This window comes from Streptomyces sp. NPDC007162 (assembly GCF_040634175.1).
GTDB lineage: Bacteria > Actinomycetota > Actinomycetes > Streptomycetales > Streptomycetaceae > Streptomyces.
The window spans coordinates 1-16,253 of sequence record NZ_JBEYFC010000023.1; the positions used below are offsets into that span (position 1 = coordinate 1).

13 protein-coding genes and 1 pseudogene are annotated in these 16,253 nt (G+C 73.2%); 7 read left to right on the forward strand and 7 right to left on the reverse strand.

Annotated elements, in window-relative coordinates:
- Positions 1-117: 117 nt before the first annotated feature.
- A complete protein-coding gene (locus tag ABZ646_RS04825) occupies positions 118-1,482 on the reverse strand; it encodes an alkaline phosphatase (protein ID WP_360512980.1) in 1,365 nt (454 codons plus the stop codon).
- Between the two features lie 188 nt (positions 1,483-1,670).
- Here ABZ646_RS04825 and ABZ646_RS04830 point away from each other — a divergent pair, with 188 nt between their 5' ends.
- From ABZ646_RS04830 to ABZ646_RS04840, 3 genes are all read left to right on the forward strand, one after another.
- Positions 1,671-2,165 (forward strand): hypothetical protein, encoded by a 495-nt coding sequence (locus ABZ646_RS04830; protein WP_360512982.1) that lies wholly within the window; start codon positions 1,671-1,673, stop codon positions 2,163-2,165.
- A gap of 89 nt (positions 2,166-2,254) precedes the next feature.
- Entirely contained in the window at positions 2,255-3,268 is a 1,014-nt protein-coding gene (locus tag ABZ646_RS04835) for an ATP-binding cassette domain-containing protein (RefSeq protein WP_360512984.1), read from the forward strand.
- Complete coding sequence (locus ABZ646_RS04840) at positions 3,265-4,059, forward strand: ABC transporter permease (protein ID WP_360512986.1); 795 nt, start codon at positions 3,265-3,267, stop codon at positions 4,057-4,059. The genes ABZ646_RS04835 and ABZ646_RS04840 overlap by 4 nt, the downstream gene beginning before the upstream one ends.
- On the opposite strand, the gene ABZ646_RS04845 is transcribed toward ABZ646_RS04840, so the two are convergent.
- The 4 genes from ABZ646_RS04845 to ABZ646_RS04860 all read right to left on the reverse strand — a co-directional run bounded on the left by ABZ646_RS04845 (position 4,037) and on the right by ABZ646_RS04860 (position 10,277).
- Positions 4,037-7,267: a BTAD domain-containing putative transcriptional regulator gene (locus tag ABZ646_RS04845; protein ID WP_360512988.1), complete on the reverse strand. Its 3,231-nt coding sequence runs from the start codon at positions 7,265-7,267 to the stop codon at positions 4,037-4,039. The two genes, ABZ646_RS04840 and ABZ646_RS04845, sit on opposite strands and share 23 nt — an antisense overlap.
- Positions 7,268-7,276: 9 nt before the next feature.
- Positions 7,277-8,812, reverse strand: a complete 1,536-nt coding sequence (locus tag ABZ646_RS04850; RefSeq protein WP_360513033.1) for an adenosine deaminase — start codon at positions 8,810-8,812, stop codon at positions 7,277-7,279.
- A 285-nt stretch (positions 8,813-9,097) separates the two neighbouring features.
- Positions 9,098-9,757 (reverse strand): zinc ribbon domain-containing protein, encoded by a 660-nt coding sequence (locus tag ABZ646_RS04855; RefSeq protein WP_360512990.1) that lies wholly within the window; start codon positions 9,755-9,757, stop codon positions 9,098-9,100.
- A gap of 127 nt (positions 9,758-9,884) precedes the next feature.
- Positions 9,885-10,277, reverse strand: a complete 393-nt coding sequence (locus ABZ646_RS04860; protein WP_132889530.1) for a metalloregulator ArsR/SmtB family transcription factor — start codon at positions 10,275-10,277, stop codon at positions 9,885-9,887.
- 131 nt (positions 10,278-10,408) lie between these two features.
- Between ABZ646_RS04860 and ABZ646_RS04865 the strand changes: the two genes are divergently transcribed.
- Complete coding sequence (locus ABZ646_RS04865) at positions 10,409-12,451, forward strand: heavy metal translocating P-type ATPase (protein ID WP_360512992.1); 2,043 nt, start codon at positions 10,409-10,411, stop codon at positions 12,449-12,451.
- Positions 12,448-12,858 (forward strand): (2Fe-2S) ferredoxin domain-containing protein, encoded by a 411-nt coding sequence (locus tag ABZ646_RS04870; protein ID WP_360512993.1) that lies wholly within the window; start codon positions 12,448-12,450, stop codon positions 12,856-12,858. The genes ABZ646_RS04865 and ABZ646_RS04870 overlap by 4 nt, the downstream gene beginning before the upstream one ends.
- 36 nt (positions 12,859-12,894) lie before the next feature.
- Here the strand turns inward: ABZ646_RS04870 and ABZ646_RS04875 are convergent.
- Positions 12,895-13,059, reverse strand: a pseudogene (locus ABZ646_RS04875) (M56 family peptidase); the annotation flags it as partial.
- Between the two features lie 84 nt (positions 13,060-13,143).
- Here ABZ646_RS04875 and ABZ646_RS04880 point away from each other — a divergent pair.
- Together ABZ646_RS04880 and ABZ646_RS04885 are read left to right on the forward strand one after the other, a co-directional pair.
- Positions 13,144-13,821, forward strand: coding sequence for a lytic transglycosylase domain-containing protein (locus ABZ646_RS04880; RefSeq protein WP_360512995.1), 678 nt, complete (start codon positions 13,144-13,146; stop codon positions 13,819-13,821).
- Between the two features lie 108 nt (positions 13,822-13,929).
- Positions 13,930-14,214, forward strand: coding sequence for a hypothetical protein (locus ABZ646_RS04885; RefSeq protein ID WP_360512997.1), 285 nt, complete (start codon positions 13,930-13,932; stop codon positions 14,212-14,214).
- A gap of 195 nt (positions 14,215-14,409) precedes the next feature.
- On the opposite strand, the gene ABZ646_RS04890 is transcribed toward ABZ646_RS04885, so the two are convergent.
- Positions 14,410-16,212 carry a hypothetical protein gene (locus tag ABZ646_RS04890; protein ID WP_360512999.1) on the reverse strand — a complete coding sequence of 601 codons (1,803 nt, stop codon included), beginning with the start codon at positions 16,210-16,212 and terminating at the stop codon, positions 14,410-14,412.
- Positions 16,213-16,253: the final 41 nt, after the last annotated feature.

Genomic DNA, 16,253 nt, shown 5'->3' on the forward strand with positions numbered 1-16,253 from the left:
GTGGCGGCCGCCCTCCCCGACTCGCGAAGCCGACCTCGCGAAGCCGACCTCGCGAAGCCGACCTCGCGAAGCCGACCTCGCGAAGCCGACCCGGCGGGGCCGGCCCGGCGGAGTCGGTCAGCGCAGGCGCAGGGCCTCGCGGACCGTGGCGAACAGGTCGGTCTGGTTGGTGACGCCGAGGACGCGGTAGGCGAGCGGCCCCTGCGCCGCGATCCGGACCTGCGTACCGGTGTGCTCCTGGGACAGGCCCGGGGTGTTGGACGAGTAGTTGACCTTCAGCTGCTGGCCCTCGTCGGTGACCAGGGTCGAGGACAGACCGGGCGGGGTGGCCTCCAGCGGCACGATCTGGCTGGTGTGGCCGTGGTCGGCGGTGGTGACGACCAGCGTGTCGGGGTGCTTGGCCGCGTACGCGCGGGCGACCTTGACGGCCTTGTCGAAGGCGGCGGTCTCGCCGATCTGGCCGCACGGGTCGGCCGCGTGGTCCTGCTTGTCGATGGAGGCGCCCTCGATCTGCAGGAAGAAACCCTGCTTGGCGTGCTTGGCCTGCTGCTTGGCCTCCAGGAGCTGGATCGCCTTGGTGGCGGAGTCCGCGAGGCTGGGCGTGGTGGCGGGACGGTTCGGGTTGGTGGTGACGCAGCGCTGCGGGTCGGTGCCGCCGACGGCGGCCGCCTTGCCGGTCCACTCCACCGGCACGTTGCCGGAGGCGAGCAGGCCGAGCACCGGCTTGCCCGCCTTCGCGTTCTTCAGGCCCGTGCTGTCGGTGACGACCTGGTAACCGAGCTTCTGCGCCTGCTCGGTGACGGTCAGCCCCTTGTACCTGCCGTCCGTCACCTTCTGGTCGAAGCGCTGCTTGCCGCCGCCGATGAGGACGTCGACCCTGTGGTTCACGGACTGCTCGGCGATCGAGCCGGGGCCGCCCGCCGCGATGGTGTCCTTCGCGCACTTGGCCATGTCGGCCGGGCCCTGGCAGGAGCGGTCGGTGACGTGCGAGGCGAGCACGGCCGGGGTGGCGTCGGTGAGCTCGGCCGTGGTCACGCTGCCGGTGGCGTAGCCGTTCTTCTGCGCCAGCTCCAGGATCGTCTTCACGGCCCTGTCGGTGCCGGGCGTCTTGGAGACACGGCCGTTGACGGTCTTCACGCCGGTCGCCCAGCCGGTGCCGCTCGCGGCGGAGTCGGTGACGTAGTCGGGGGTGCCGTCCTCGTGCACCGCGTATGTCGCGTAGGCGCCGGTGAGCGGGAACTTGTCCATGTTCAGGCGGCCGTTCGCGCCGACCGTGTAGTCACGGGCGAGGGTGATCTCCGAGTCACCCATGCCGTCGCCGATCAGCAGGATGACGTTCTTCGCCTTGCCGCCCTGGACGGCGTTCTTCGCCTGCTGGGCGCTGTCGAAGGCACCGGCGGCGGTGGTCACGGCCACGGCCGCGGTGGCGGCGGCGATCACGGCGGTGGCGGTCATGAGGTGACGGCGGGTGGATCTGGGCATGGGTACGGCTCCTCGGGGCGTCTGTCGAACGTCCGGTCAGATCACCATGGCCACGCAAAGACGAGGTAAATGGCTGGTCGTAACGGAGTATCGGAAAAGCAACGCGCGTGGTGAACGCGGTCGGCCTCCCGGGCGTACTCCTGGTCGTACCCCTGGTCGTACGAGACCCCCCGATACGGAGCCGCCCCGTGCCCCAGCAACGGCGTACCCGCCCCGCCGCCGAGCCCCTGTCCGCCCGACTGGCCCGCGGTGCCGCCGTCGCCGGCAGCCTGGCCCTGCTGCCGCTGACCGCGGCCTGCGGTGGGGGAGGGGGCGAGGCGGCCGAGGACAGGCCGTCCGCCGGTACTTCCACGGTCTCCGCCCAGCAGGCCGGGGTGGTGGCGCCCGCCAAGGTCGAGGTCATCGCCGGGCTGACGGGCTGCACGGCCACGATCCGCGTGCAGGCGGAGGAGTTGCGTGAGGGCAGCTGCCACACGGCGGCGGGGGACTACCTCATCACCACGTTCCCCGAGGACAGGCTCCTGGAGGTCTGGCTGGACAGCGCCTCCTCGTACCGGGGCACCTACCTGGTCGGCACCCGCTGGGTGGTCAGCGGCCAGCCGAAGACGCTCAAGGCGTTCCGCCCGAAGCTGGGCGGCGACATCGTCCGGCTGACCGGCCCGGCTGGCCCGAGCGTGCCGTAGGGCCCTAGGAGACGGCGGCCCACCACCGGAACAGGCGCTGAAACCGGACTGAAGCCGAACTGAACCGGGCCGGCCGCAAGCTCTGCGGCATGACTTCGGCAGACCACGAACTCGAACTCGCCATCGCAGCCACCGGGTTGCGCAAGTCCTACGGAGACAAGAGCGTCCTCGACGGCATCGACATCCAGGTGCCGGCCGGTACGGTCTTCTCCCTCCTCGGACCGAACGGCGCGGGCAAGACCACCGCCGTCAACATCCTCTCCACCCTGATCTCCGCCGACGGCGGCGAGGCCCGGATCGCCGGGCACGACCTCACCGCCGAGGCCCAGGCGGTACGGGCCGCGATCGGCGTCACCGGCCAGTTCTCCGCGGTGGACGGGCTGATCACCGGCGAGGAGAACATGCTCCTGATGGCCGACCTGCACCACCTGTCCCGCGCCGAGGGCCGCCGGGTTACCGCCGAACTCCTGGAGCGCTTCGACCTGGTGGAGGCCGCGAAGAAGGCCGCCTCCACCTACTCCGGCGGCATGAAACGACGGCTCGACATCGCCATGACGCTGGTCGGCAGCCCGCGGATCATCTTCCTCGACGAGCCCACCACCGGCCTCGACCCGCGCTCCCGCCACACCATGTGGCAGATCATCCGCGAACTGGTCTCCGGCGGCACCACCGTCTTCCTCACCACGCAGTACCTGGACGAGGCCGACCAGCTCGCCGACCGCATCGCGGTGCTCAACGGCGGCCGGATCGTCGCCGAGGGCAGCGCCGAGGAGCTCAAGCGGCTCGTCCCGGGCGGCCACGTACGGCTGCGGTTCTCCGACCCGGTCGCCCACGAGCAGGCGGCGACCGCACTGCGCGAGGCCTCCCGGGACGACGAGGCGCTCACCCTGCAGATCCCCAGCGACGGCAGCCAGCGCGAGCTGCGCGCCATCCTCGACTGGCTGGACGCCGCCGGCATCGAGGCCGACGAACTCTCCGTGCACACCCCGGACCTGGACGACGTGTTCTTCGCCCTGACCGGCAGCCCCGTGACCGCCGCGGGGACCACCACCGCAGCGACCGTCACCGCAGCGACCACCACCGACAAGGAGACCGCCCGATGAGCACCCCCGGCCTCGCGTTCCGCGACAACCTGACCATGCTGCGGCGCAACCTCCTGCACGCCCGCCGCTACCCCTCCCTCACCCTGAACCTCCTGCTCACCCCGGTCATCCTGCTGCTCCTCTTCGTCTACGTCTTCGGCAACGTGATGAGCGCCGGCATGACCGGCGGCCACGCCGACCGGTCCGAGTACGTGAACTACCTCGTCCCCGGCATCCTGTTCCTGACCGTGGCCATGACCTCGCTCGGCACCGCGGTGTCCGTGGCCACCGACATGACCGAGGGCATCATGGCCCGCTTCCGCACCATGGCGATCTCCCGCGCCTCCGTCCTCGTCGGCCACGTGATCGGCAGCGTGATCCAGACGATGATGGCCCTGGTGCTGGTCCTCGGCATCGGACTGGCCATCGGCTTCCGGCCCGACGCGTCGCCGGTGGAATGGCTCGCGGCGGCCGGGCTGATGGCCCTGGTCAGCCTCGCGCTGACCTGGCTGGCCGTGGGCATCGGCCTGATCAGCCCCAACGCCGAGGGCGCGAGCAACATCGGGACGCCCCTGGTGATGCTGCCCTTCCTGTCCAGCGCGTTCGTGCCGGTGGACGCCATGCCGGGCTGGTTCCGCTGGTTCGCCGAGTACCAGCCGTTCTCGCCCTTCATCGAGACCCTGCGCGGGCTGCTGCTGGGCAGCGGGATCGGCACGAAGAACGCGGTGCTGGCCCTCGGCTGGTGCGCCGTGCTGATCGGGCTGGGCTACTTCTGGTCCCGGGCGACCTTCAACCGCGAGCCCCGGCAGTGAGCGCGTGCAGGGCCGCCGAGCGCAGTTGATCCCGCCCCAGGGCCGCGTATCCCGACCTCGCGTCGGCGTACGCGGCCCCGTCCGCGTTCTCGGCCGCCTGCCGGGACCGCGCCGAGGAGAGCGTGGGCAGGTCCCGCATCACCGGCAACCGCTCCGCGAGCGCAAGGAGCCGTACCGCCGCCTTGTCACCACGGGCCAGACCGGCGTAACCGAGCGCCAGCAACACCGAGCCGTAGATGGGCAGTTCCAGCAGATCCCCGGCGCCCGGCGCACCGGAGCCCGAGCCGGGGGCGGTGTCGGCGCCTGCTTGGGCGTCGGTGTCGGCCAGCATGTCGAGCAGCCGTTCCCGCAGGCCGTCCGCCAGGTGGGCCACCGGCTCCAGCCGGTCGTGCTGGGCGTGTGCCGCGAGCGCCGCCGCCTGCACCTGGAGCGCCCAGGACTCCAGGAAGGGATCGTCCGCCGCCAGCCGACTGGCCTCCCGGATCCCCCCGGCCGCCTGCCGCCACAGCCCGAGACCGACCTCGGTCAGCCCCCTGGCCAGCGCGATCTCGGCACGGGCCTGGAGCAGTTCGGGACTGAAGGGCTTGGCCGACTCCGGCTGCCGGTCCGGGACGGCCAGGCCCAGCCAGTACTCCGCCTCGTCGATCTCCCCGCGTTGCAGGCACGCGGACACCAGCCCGTAGCGGATGCCGATCGCGTCCGACCAGCCACCGACCTCGCCGATCCCGTCCGCGGCCCGCAGGTGGTCGTACGCCTCCGCACCGCGCTCCGTCTTCAGGCACAGCTCGCTGATCCGCCCGTGGCTGAGCAGCATCATGATCGGATTGCCGAGCGGCGCCACGGCGGCGAGCATCCGGCGCGCGTGGCCGAGCGCGCGGTCCGTGTCGTCCGCGGCCTCCCAGAGGTAGCTGGCGACCCCCGCCGCCATGCCCGCCAGCAGCGGTTCGTCGGCGTCGCACAACTCCTGCAGCCTGGCCCAGTCGGGCGGACGCATGTCAGGGACGGCGGAGAGCACGGCGGCCAGTGCCCGCATCACGGTGTCCGCCGGGGCGGGCGGCAGCCGGCGCAGCACGACCAACTGGCGAACGGCGTGCGGGCCGTAGCCCATGAAGAGGCCGGCCGTGCAGATCGCCGCCGCGCTGCGCACCGCCTCCACGTCCGCGGGGTGCTCCGGCCCCGGGCGGAACCGGGACAGCGGGCCGCCGGTCTCGGCGGCGAGCGTGACGAACCGCGTGTAGCTGTTGCCGACGGACCACAGGGAGGCCAGTACGGCGGTGAGCGAGGCGATGGCGGGGCCGTCGTTCCGGGCCAGGGCGTGGCGCAGCGCGAGGACGAGGTTGTCCTGCTCGGCGCGGACCCGGTCGAAGGAGGCCACCGCGTCGTCGCCGAACATCGTGTCGTGGTACGTCCGGCCGAAGTCCCGGGCCCAGGACAGGAAACGGTCCGTGACCACCGCGCCCTCACCCGCCTCGGCCCGGCGCGCGGCGCCGAACTCCCGCAGCGTCTCCAGCATGTGGAAGCGGACCCCGGAAGGGCTCTCCCCCACCTTGATCAGGGACTGGGCCGCCAACTGCTCCAGCAGCTCCAGCGCGCCCCCGCTCCCACTCCCGCCCTCGCCCCCGTTCCCGGTTGCGTCCTCGCCGAGCACGTACTCCGCGGCGTGCGCGTCGAACCCGCCGGGGAAGACCGACAGCGCGCGCAGTGCCGCCCGGCCCTCGGGCTCCAGCAGGTGCCAGCTCCACTCGACGACCGCCTGGAGCGTGCGGTGCCGCTCGGGCGCGTCCCGGGCGCCGCCGCGCAGCAGCGCGAACCGGTCCTGGAGCCGACGGGCGATGTCGGCGACGGACAGCACCCGCACCCGGGCCGCCGCCAGCTCCACGGCCAGCGGCAACCCGTCCAGGTGCCGGCAGATCTCGGCGACCTGCGCCTCGGGCAGCTCCACGCCGGGTCGTGCGGCCCGCGCCCGCTGCCGGAAGAGCTCGGCGGCGGTCGCCGGGGACAGCTCCGGCAGGGCGTACACGGACTCCGAGGTCAGCCCCAGCGGAGCCCGGCTGGTGGCCAGGATCCGCAGCTCCTTCGACCGCGACACCAGCGCCTGTACGAGGGCGGACGCGGCGGCGACGACATGCTCGCAGTTGTCCAGCACCAGCAGCGCGGGACCCGCGCCCAGCGCCGCGACGATGCCGCTGACCACGTCCTTGCCGCCCGCGGGTTGCCGGCTGTCCGGGCCGCCTACGGCCGAGGCCACCTCGTCGGCCACGTCGTCGCCCGCGGTGACACCGGCCAGGGTCACGAAGTGCACCACGGGCTGTTCGGCCGCCCGGCTCACCGCGTGCGAGAGCCGGGTCTTGCCCAGTCCGCCGGGCCCGACGACGGTGACCACCCGGGCCGTCCGCAGCAGCCCGGCCACGGCGGCGACATCGGCGTCCCGCCCCAGCAGCGGATTCGGTTCGTGCGGCACACCGTGCCGGGCCGCCGGTACCTCCGCACGCAGCAACTCCTGGTGCACGGCGCGCAGTCCGGGCCCCGGATCCGCCCCCAGCTCGTCCCGCAGACGGCGGCGGTAGACGTCGTACCGGGTCAGCGCCTGGGCCCGGCCCGCGGTGGCGGCCTCGCAGCGCAGCAGCTCGGCGAGGACCTCCTCGTCCCGCGGCAGCTCCCGGCCCAGCTCGGCCAGCGGCGCGGCGGCCTCCGCCCGCCGTCCGACCCGGGCGAGCGCCAGCGCCCGCGCACGCGTCAGCGCCCGGTGCACCCGCACCCGTGCCACGCGCAGCGCCACCACCGGATCGTGCAGGTCCTCGTCCGCCCCGGCGCCGACGTTCCCGTCCCACAACGCCAGCCCCGCCTCCGCCTGCGCGAGGGCTCCGTCGTGGTCCCCGGCGCGCGCCCGCTCGGCGCTCGCCGCCTCGTACAGCGCCAGCGCGACGGCGTCGACCTGCGTCCCGTCCAGCGCCAGCCGGTACCCGGTCGGCGTGCTCACGATCAGCTCGGCGCCCAGCTGCGACCGCAGCCGCGACACCAGGACCTGCACCGCCTTGCCCGGCCGCTCCGGCAGCTCGTCCGGCCACAGTCCCTCCACCAGCCGTCCGGTGCTGCACCCGGCGCGCAGGTCCGCCGCGAGCAGCGCGAGCAGTCCGCGCAGCCGGGGTGCGGTGATCTCCCGGCCACGGCAGACGACACGGGGCAGCAGGATCAACTCGGTGGTCACCCGTGCAGATTAGTGGGGGTGCGGTCCCCTCCGCCGTCCCCGGGCGAAGGTACTTTCGAACGACGCGAAGGCGGTCTCCTGGCGCCACTGGACGGCGGCCCGCGCGCTGGTGTCCAGCAGCCGGCGGCACCGCGTCCCCGGCGGGAGACCGGTGCCGGGGAGCCGGCCGGCGCAGGCCGCCACGGGCCGGTACCCGTCCCGGGCCGGGCCGCCCCGCCACAGACTGCGGCCCGGCAGGAAGGCGTACTGGAGGGAGGCCCGTGCCAGGTCCTTGAGTTCCGGGTACGTCAGGCCGTAGGTGGCGGCGGCGTACTGGTACTCGTGGCTGATGTCGGTGCGGGAGACGCCGGGGTCGTCGGTGGCCAGGACCACCGGGACGCCGTAGGCCCGGTAGGTGTCGAAGGGGTGCTCGGCACCGCGGACGCCGAGGATCTGGGCGTTGCTGGTGAACGGGACCTCGACGGCGGTGCCCCGGGCGGCCATCGTGCGGGCCGTGCGCCGCCAGTCGTCCTCGTGGACGAGGTCGACGCCGTGCCCGACGCGGTCGGCGCCCGCGACGCGCACGGCCGCCGCGATGTGGAACCGCAGATCCGCGGGTCCGACCAGGCCGGTCCACAACTCGCCCGCGTGCAGGGTGACATGGGCCTGCGGATAGACCGTCCGCAGATACCTCACCATGCGCATCTGCAGGGGGTAGTCCTTCAGCGCGACCGCCCCGTCCTCGGGCTGGACGAGGTCGACGGCGACGAAGCGGGGGTCGCGCTCGGCCAGCCGCATGCCGAGTGCCAGCTGGGTGAAGACCCGCTCGGGGGTCTCGCCGCGGAAGGCCTGGTAGATCCGGCGCACGGTCAGCGCGCAACCGGGGCGGGGGTGGCGGGTGCCGCAGCGGGCGGCGGTACGGAACTCCGCGTCGACGCCGTCCGTCTCCGCACGTGCGTCCGCCACGAGCCGGTCGAGCCTGCCGCCCGCGACGAGCTTCGCGTGCAGGGCGGCGAGGTCCGGGTCCGGGCCGACGTCGTCGCCCAGCCGGGCGGCGGCGTCGGAGGCCGGGTTGACCATCGTCTCCAGGTAGAACTGGTGCCCGGCCGCGACCGAGTCGGCGACCTGGGCGAGCACCCTGCCCTGGTTCAGCGAGGCGACCAGGCCGTACTTGTCGAAGGTGGCGAAGAAGTGGTCGTGACCGCTCCGGTCCGGCGGGAAGTCCTGCATCGACCAGGCACGCAGGATCGCGTCGTGAAAGCCCCGGTCGGTACGGGCGGCCACGGCCGGGCGGGCACCGGGAGCGCACGGCGGTACGACGGCAGTCAGCGTCACCGCGTCGACGCACAGCCCGTCATCGCCGGCGAGCTCGATCAGGTACTCGGTACGCACCGCACCGAAGAGGTGGTTGTGCAGGTCACCCCCTTTGGGCAGCCGGAGAAAGAAGCGCCGCAACAGCCCCGGATCCGACCGCACGGACCGTAGGTACGCGGCTGCGGGGGCTTCGGCGGGGGTGGGGGGCCGGGGGGTGGCGCGAGTGGTGGGGAGGGGCAAGGGCGCGGCCAGTGCCTGTGCCGTAGGAAGCAGGGCCAGGGAGAGCAGGAGGGACAGGGCGGCGAGGGCCGTGCGGCGGGGGGAGCGCACGGTGGGCGCGGCGCGCTTACCGTAGTGGGTCGTCACGCAAGGATGGTCATCGGACCGGTTCGGCCACGACCCCCCAGCCACGCCCCCCGCCCGACAACGCCACCCGACCGGGTGGCATGTCCTCCGGGCGTCACCGTCGCCGCCCGCGCTGCCTCCGGTGGCCGCGCTCAGGGCCGGTGTCCTCCCCGGATGCCGGTCGGTGTCCCGCTACCTGCGGGAGCCGCATCCCGGGCAGAACGCCGCCCCGTCCGGTACGGCCGCGGAGCACGAGGGGCACCGTTCGGACTGGGCCAGTCGGTGGCCGCAGCCGGAGCAGAAGGCGGCGCCGTGGGTCTCGGTACGGCAGTGCGGGCAGACCAACTGCCGGGGCGTGGTGGGGTCGTAGCCCTGCCCCGTCTGCTGTCCCGCCGCGTACGCGCGCTGCGAGGCCATGTCGTTGAGGCCGCGCTGCTGGGCCGCCATGGCCTCGGCCGCGGTGTCCGGCGCGCAGCGCAGGCACAGGCCCTGGGCCGCGTTCCAGCAGCGGCCGCACACGTAGTCGGTGCAGCGCGCGCAGCGGTTGAAGTGGCCCTGGGCGTTGTCGATCGCCCGCTGGAACGCCTGGTCACGGGCGCGCCCGTAGCCCGCCCCGGCGAGCCCGTCGGCGGCCGAGGTCAGACCGGTGCCGGTGCGCCCCAGCAGCCCCCACGCGACGTCGACGCCCTTGTGCAGCCAGGTGGCCGCCCGCTCCCCGCCGTACGGCTCGAACGGCGAGCGCCAGGTGTCGTAGCAACGCGCGCACGAGAACTCGAACTGGAACCCCGCCCCGGTCCCGTTCCGCTCGCACAGATCCCGGTAGTTGTGGCTGAAGTAGATCTCGCCGCTCATGTGGTCCCCCCACAGATCAGGCCAACGGCATACATGCCGTACGACGCTGGGAAAACGGTACTGGTTCTGGCCATGGCCGACGACATCAGGCCATGTCAGTACGCGCGTTCGGCGCCGGTGCCGGCGCTCAGCCCACCGTGGCCGCCGGGTCCGCCGCGGCCGGGGTGTCGCGCAGGCCCAGACGCAGGTGCTCGACGTGGTAGAGGGCCTGCTCCAGGAGTTCGGCGACGTGGTTGTCGTACAGCGCGTAGATGACCGAGCGGCCCCGGCGTTCACCGGTGACGAGGCCGAGGTTGCGCAGCAGGCGCAGCTGGTGGGAGCAGGCGGACTGTTCCATGCCGACGGCGTCGGCGAGTTCCGTCGCCGCGCACGGGCCCTCCTGGAGGCGGGCCAGGATGCGCAGGCGGGACGGGGTGGCCAGCGCCTGGAGCGTGGCGGCCACATCGCCGGCGCCGACGGTCTCCAGGCGCTCGCGTGCGGTGGCGGGGGTGGTGGTCCGTCCGTCAGCTCCATGGCCCATGGGTTTCATCCTACGGACCAGCAGACATGAACGCATGAATGAGTCTTCATGTGGTCCTGTACGGTGGAGGGGAGCGGTCCCCGGCCCCGGCGGTCCGCACCTCCGTCATGCCCCCATGAAGGACCCCACCGATGACCTCCACCCTCGCCCCGCCGCCGGTCACGACCGACCGGACCGCCGACGCCCGCGGAGCCGCCGCACCCCGGCGCCGTACGCGGGTCCTCGCGCTGCCCGAGGCACGCTGGGCGGCGCTGGCCCTGGTGCTGTTCCTGGTCGCGCTGCCCCTCCAGCTGACCGGCACCCCGGCCTGGACCTGGGGCCCGCTGTACGCGCTGACCTACGCGGCCGGCGGCTGGGAGCCGGGCCGGGCCGGGCTCCAGGCCCTGCGGGACAAGACCCTCGACGTCGACCTGCTGATGGTGGTGGCTGCCCTCGGGGCGGCGGCGATCGGGCAGGTGACGGACGGCGCGCTGCTGATCGTCATCTTCGCCACCTCCGGCGCCCTGGAGGCCCTCGCCACCGCCCGCACCGCCGACTCGGTACGCGGCCTGCTCGACCTGGCCCCGGCCCTGGCCACCCGGGTCGCGGCCGACGGCACCGAGGCCGCGGTGGCCGTCGCGGAACTGCGCGTCGGCGACACGATCCTGGTACGTCCGGGTGAGCGGGTCGGCGCCGACGGCCGGGTCCTGCACGGGGCGAGCGACGTCGACCAGGCGACCATCACCGGTGAACCGCTGCCGGTCGCCAAGGAGAAGGGCGACGAGGTCTTCGCGGGCACCCTCAACGGCACCGGCGCACTGCGCGTCCGGGTCGAGCGCGACGCCTCCGACTCGGTGATCGCCCGGATCGTGCGCATGGTGGAGGAGGCGTCGGGGACCAAGGCGCCCACCCAGCTGTTCATCGAGAAGGTCGAACAGCGCTACTCGCTCGGCATGGTCGCCGCGACCCTCGCCGTCTTCCTGGTGCCGCTCGCCTCCGGCGCCGCGCTGACCGGTTCGCTGCTGCGGGCCATGACCTTCATGATCGTGGCTTCGCCGTGCGCGGTCGTCCTCGCCACCATGCCGCCGCTGCTGTCCGCGATCGCCAACGCCGGCCGGCACGGGGTGCTGGTCAAGTCCGCGGTGGTCATGGAACGGCTCGGCGAGGTCGACGCGGTCGCGCTCGACAAGACCGGCACGCTGACCGAGGGCACCCCGCGCGTCACCGACGTCCGGCCGCTGCCGGGCTCCGGCCTGGACGAGGCCGCGCTGCTCACTCTGGCCGCCGCGGCCGAGCACCCCAGCGAGCACCCGCTGGCCCGCGCCGTCGTGGACGCGGCACGGGAGCGGGGCCTCGCCCTGCCGACGGCCGAGCACTTCGGTTCCACCCCGGGGGTCGGGGTGTGGGCCACCGAGGACGGACGCAGGATCGCGGTCGGATCACCGACGCGACTGCTCGGAGGGGCGGGTACCGAAGACGGTGACTGCTCCACCGCCGGGGCCGCCGACGCCGCCGGCGCCGCCGGGGTCGCCGAAGTCACCGATGCCACCGACGCCACCGTCAGTCTCGAAAACGGCGGCCGTACCGCGGTCCTCGTCACCGTGGACGGGACGCCGGTCGGTGTGCTCGGCGTCGCCGACCGGCTGCGCCCGGACGCGGCCGTCACCGTCGCCTCCCTCGCCTCGCTCACCGGGGCGGCGCCGCTCCTGGTGACCGGCGACAACCCGCGGGCCGCCGCCCGGCTGGCCACCGAGGTCGGCATCGAGGACGTGCGCGCCGGACTGCTGCCCGAGCACAAGGTGCAGGCGGTCCGGGAACTGGAGGGGGCCGGACGCAAGGTCATGGTCGTGGGCGACGGCGTCAACGACGCACCCGCGCTCGCCGCAGCCCACACCGGCATCGCGATGGGCCGGGCGGGCTCGGACCTGGCATTGGAGACCGCCGACGCGGTGATCGTCCGGGACGAACTCGCCACCGTCCCGGCCGTGGTCGAACTGTCCCGGCGGGCGCGCCGGCTCGTCGTGCAGAACCTGGTGATCGCGGGGGTGTTCATCGCCGCCCTGGTCGTCTGGGACCTGGCGGGAACGCTGCCCCTGCCGCTCGGCGTCGCGGGCCACGAGGGCTCCACCGTCATCGTCGGCCTCAACGGGCTGCGCCTGCTGCGCGAGGCGGCCTGGAAGCGGGCGACCCGGTGAGCCGCCGCAGGACGCCCGCCGCGCGGACGGCGCCCTCGTCGGCACCCCGCTGCACGGTCACCGTGTGCCGAGGCTGCTGCTGCGGCACGGCCAAGCTTCCCGGCGTGGACCATGCTGCCCAACTGGCCACACTGCGCACCGAGTTGGCGGACACGGCCCAGGTCCGCGTGGTCGACTGCCTGGACGCCTGCGAACAGGCCGACGTCATCGTCGTCCAGCCGTCACCGGCCGGGCGCGCGGCGGGCGGCCGGCCGGTCTGGCTCGGCCTGGTCAACGACCCCGAGGCGACAGCCGACATCGCGGCCTGGGTCCGCGCCGGGGGCCCGGGTCTGAGCGACCCGCCGGAAATCCTCGACCTGTACGAGTTCAGCCCGTCACGCCGGATCCGCCGAGGCGTCGAGAACTGAACCGACAGCGGCCCCCGGTGCCGGTCCCGCGTACCGCTACAGCGGCGTGGCCGCGTACAGGAGGAGCAGCAGGGTCAGGGCCGAGTTGGCGGAGAACATGGCTGAGAGCAGGGCGCCGGCCGCGGCCGTCCACACGGCCAGGCCCGCGGTGGTGAAGAGGGACGGCCAGCTGCGCACGGCGGGTGCCGGGGCGAGCAGGCTCCCGCGTGAACGGGGCCGCCTCACACGGTTCTTAGTCCGTCTCCTGTAGAAGGGTGCGGGACCAGGTGGGAGGAAGGGTCAGGAATGTCCGATCCCCGGGCGTCGACACGTAGACGATGGATCGCCGTGGCGGTACTCGCCCTCGCCGTGTACATCATCGTCCGGGCCGCCCACACCCCGCAGGGCGACTCGACGCCCCCGGCCGGCAACTCGACGCCCACCGCGTCCCCGTCCGCTTCGGCGACCGCCTCCGCCGCCTCTTCCTCCCCTTCCTCGTACGACCCCGCCGACTACGCCGCCCAGGTGCGCAGCCGGGCCCGTCAGGCCGCCGTCAGCGGTCAACTCGTCATGGCGATCCTCTACAACGAGGCCTACAAACCGCACGATCCGGCGTTCGAACGGGCCTGGCAGAAACTCAAGCCGGACGCGGCTTTCGGTATCGCCGACATGCACCGCGCCACCTTCGACGAGGTCAAGCAGGGGCGGGACTTCGCGCACCAGAGCTGGGAGCACCTGCCCGACGACCGGGACCTCGCGATCGAAGCCGAGGCCTGGTACCTGCACGACCTGGCCGCCCGGCTGCCCGCCACCTGGCCCGCCCCGTACACCAGGAACGACCTGCTGGCCCTCGGCTACAACACCGGCCCGGCCAACATGCTCGCCTTCGCCCGCGGCGCCACCCCGGGCGGCCAGGCCCGGTCCTACCTCGACGAACTGCACGCGAACTGGGCCAAGGCCGGGCGGGCCGTCGGCTCCGACTGACCGGCCACCCGCTATGTTTGCAAGGTTGCGCAATAATGGAACTCGGCGTGATCCGGTCCTGATGTCGGGGGAGGAAGGACGTGCATGCCGCACAGAGACATTCGGCGCGTGCGTGAGACGAACCTGCGGCTGGGCGCCGCCCTGGCCGAGGTCGAAGGCCTGTACTCGGCGTTGCTGAGAGCAGGCTCTCCGGGCCGCCGCCGACGCCTGCGGGCGGAGCTGGCCCGGGCGGCCGACAGGCTCGCGAAGTTGGCCGCCGCGCCGCCGGGACCGCCGTCCGCGGCGTCCGGGGTGCGGCGCTCGCGGTGGGGCCGCAGACGGGCCCTGGCCGAGCGCGGCGCCGCGTGGATCGCCGCGCGCTATCCGCGACCGGGCCCCGGCCCCGAGTCCTGAGCGTCCTGCTCCTTCAGCGCCCTGGCCACGATGACGACGACTCGGGTACGGGCGCCGGTTCGGCGGCCTCCCCGAGGAGCCGGGGCGGCGCCGCGAGGGCCCGTTGCGGCGCGCAGGCCTGCTCGAGCCGTGAAGGAGAAGGGCGCCCCGGAGGTTCCCGGGGCGCCCTTCGTCGTGGTCGTCGGAGCAGACCGCTCAGCGCACGTCCACGTAGTCGTGGTAGCTCTCGGCGTCCACGTAGGAGCCGGACGCGAGGTACACCCCGACCCAGGTGCCGTCCTGCTTCGCGGTGAAGCGGGCGGTGAAGCGACCGTGCGAGTCGGCCTTGACGGAACCCAACTGCGTCCAGGACTTCTTGCCCTTGGCCTGGAAGAGGATGTAGACGCGCTGCTTGCCGAACGCCACCCACTTCGTGCCGCTCAGCCGCTGCAAGGTGCCCGTGGTGGTCACGGTGTGGCCCTTGCGCACCGGCTCGGGACCGGCGTTGAAGCCGGTGATCCTGGTGGCGGTGCGGTTGAAGTGCACGGAGTTGGAGTAGCCGGGCTGGTAGTCCGACGAGCCCGCCGAGTACAGCCGCCAGTAGCCCTTGGGCACGGCCACGTACCCGTCGAGGTTGAAGGTGCCGTCGGACTTCGTGGTGAACCAGCCGAGTGACTTCCAGCCCGTCCTGCCGTCGGCCGACTGCTGGAGGTACAGCTTGTGGTTCGGCGGCACCTTGCCGTTGCTGGCGGTCATGCTGCCCTGGACGTGCAGGTCGGAGTACTCGTCGATCCAGCTCGAACAGAAGCAGATGCTCGTCTTGTTGATGACGTCGACCTTGAACTGCGCGTGCGAGGCGGTCAGGTACGGGTCGGCCAGGTAGCTGTCGGAGCTGGTCTCGACCGTGAAGGTGGTGTCGTCGTACGGGATGTACGGGTCGGTGAGCGTGAAGCGCCCGCCGGTACCACTGGTCGTCGTGGCGTAGTAGCCCATGTCGAGCGCGACACCCTTGGCCGGGCGCCAGGTGCCGTCGTACAGATACTCCACGACACCGGACGAGGACGCCTTGGCGCCGAACTTGATCTGGACGCCGGAGTGGTCGAGCCGGATCCGGCTCGGGCTGACCACGACCGGCAGGGTCTTGCTGTCGACGAGCACATAGGTGTTCGTGCCGTCGGGGTTGGCGATCCAGAAGGAGAGGGAGACCGGCACGGAGGTGGCGTTCTCGCCGTTCAGCTTCGGTGCCACGTCGATCGCGTAACTGCCGTCGGCGGCGGTGACGGCGCTGTAGGCGTACTCGGCCACCACGCTCAGCGCCTGGCCGGCCAGCGGCGAGGTGTCGCCGGTGATCGGATCGAAGAGCGAGATGCGGCCGCTGAGCGTGACGTGCGTGTGCTCCACGTCCAGCGCGGCGGGGCTGATGCTGCGGTCGGCGAAGACCGGCTTCGGCTCGACGTCCACGGTGGTGGCGTGCGCCGACGAGGTGCGGTCGCCGTCGCCGTCCTGGGCGCTGACCGTCACGTCGTAGCGGCCGTACGCGGGCAGTTGCGACATGCGCGGTGAGCGCCAGACGCCGTCCTCGGGCGTGCCGGAGACGAGCGTGAAGCCGGTGACTGCGACGGTCGACGGGTTCGCGCCGTGCGACTCGGTCAGGTCGGCGGACACCTCGGTGATCGCCGAGTCGGAGGAGACGGCGACCGTCAGGAAGCCGGCGTCGGAAGGGTCGGAGCCGACGTCACCGAACACCGGGGCGCCGGTGCCGTCGGCAGGCGCGTGGCTGCTGGGGTCGGGCGTCGGATCGCCGGAGGGCGGGTCGGACGGGGCCGGATCGGCGGCGGTCGGGGTGTCCGACGGGGTGCCGGACGGAGTGTCGGACGGGGAGCCGGTGGGCGTGTCCGTCGGCGTGGGATCGGCTGTCGGGTTCGTGGTCGCGGTGGCCACCGGGTCCTGCCCGGGGCCGCCGTCCGCGTACGCCAGTGTCGGCGTGGCGAGGAGCGCGGCGCCCAGTGCGGCGGACACGGCCGCCGACACCAAAGAGCGTGTTCTCACTGCTGGGTTCC

Excerpts from the sequence above, each read along its gene's own strand:
- ABZ646_RS04825 (WP_360512980.1), bottom strand. The coding sequence starts at position 1,482 with ATGCCCAGATCCACCCGCCGTCACCTCATGACCGCCACCGCCGTGATC.
- ABZ646_RS04835 (WP_360512984.1), top strand. The coding sequence starts at position 2,255 with ATGACTTCGGCAGACCACGAACTCGAACTCGCCATCGCAGCCACCGGG.
- ABZ646_RS04840 (WP_360512986.1), top strand. The coding sequence starts at position 3,265 with ATGAGCACCCCCGGCCTCGCGTTCCGCGACAACCTGACCATGCTGCGG.
- ABZ646_RS04855 (WP_360512990.1), bottom strand. The coding sequence starts at position 9,757 with ATGAGCGGCGAGATCTACTTCAGCCACAACTACCGGGATCTGTGCGAG.
- ABZ646_RS04860 (WP_132889530.1), bottom strand. The coding sequence starts at position 10,277 with ATGGGCCATGGAGCTGACGGACGGACCACCACCCCCGCCACCGCACGC.
- ABZ646_RS04865 (WP_360512992.1), top strand. The coding sequence starts at position 10,409 with ATGACCTCCACCCTCGCCCCGCCGCCGGTCACGACCGACCGGACCGCC.
- ABZ646_RS04880 (WP_360512995.1), top strand. The coding sequence starts at position 13,144 with ATGTCCGATCCCCGGGCGTCGACACGTAGACGATGGATCGCCGTGGCG.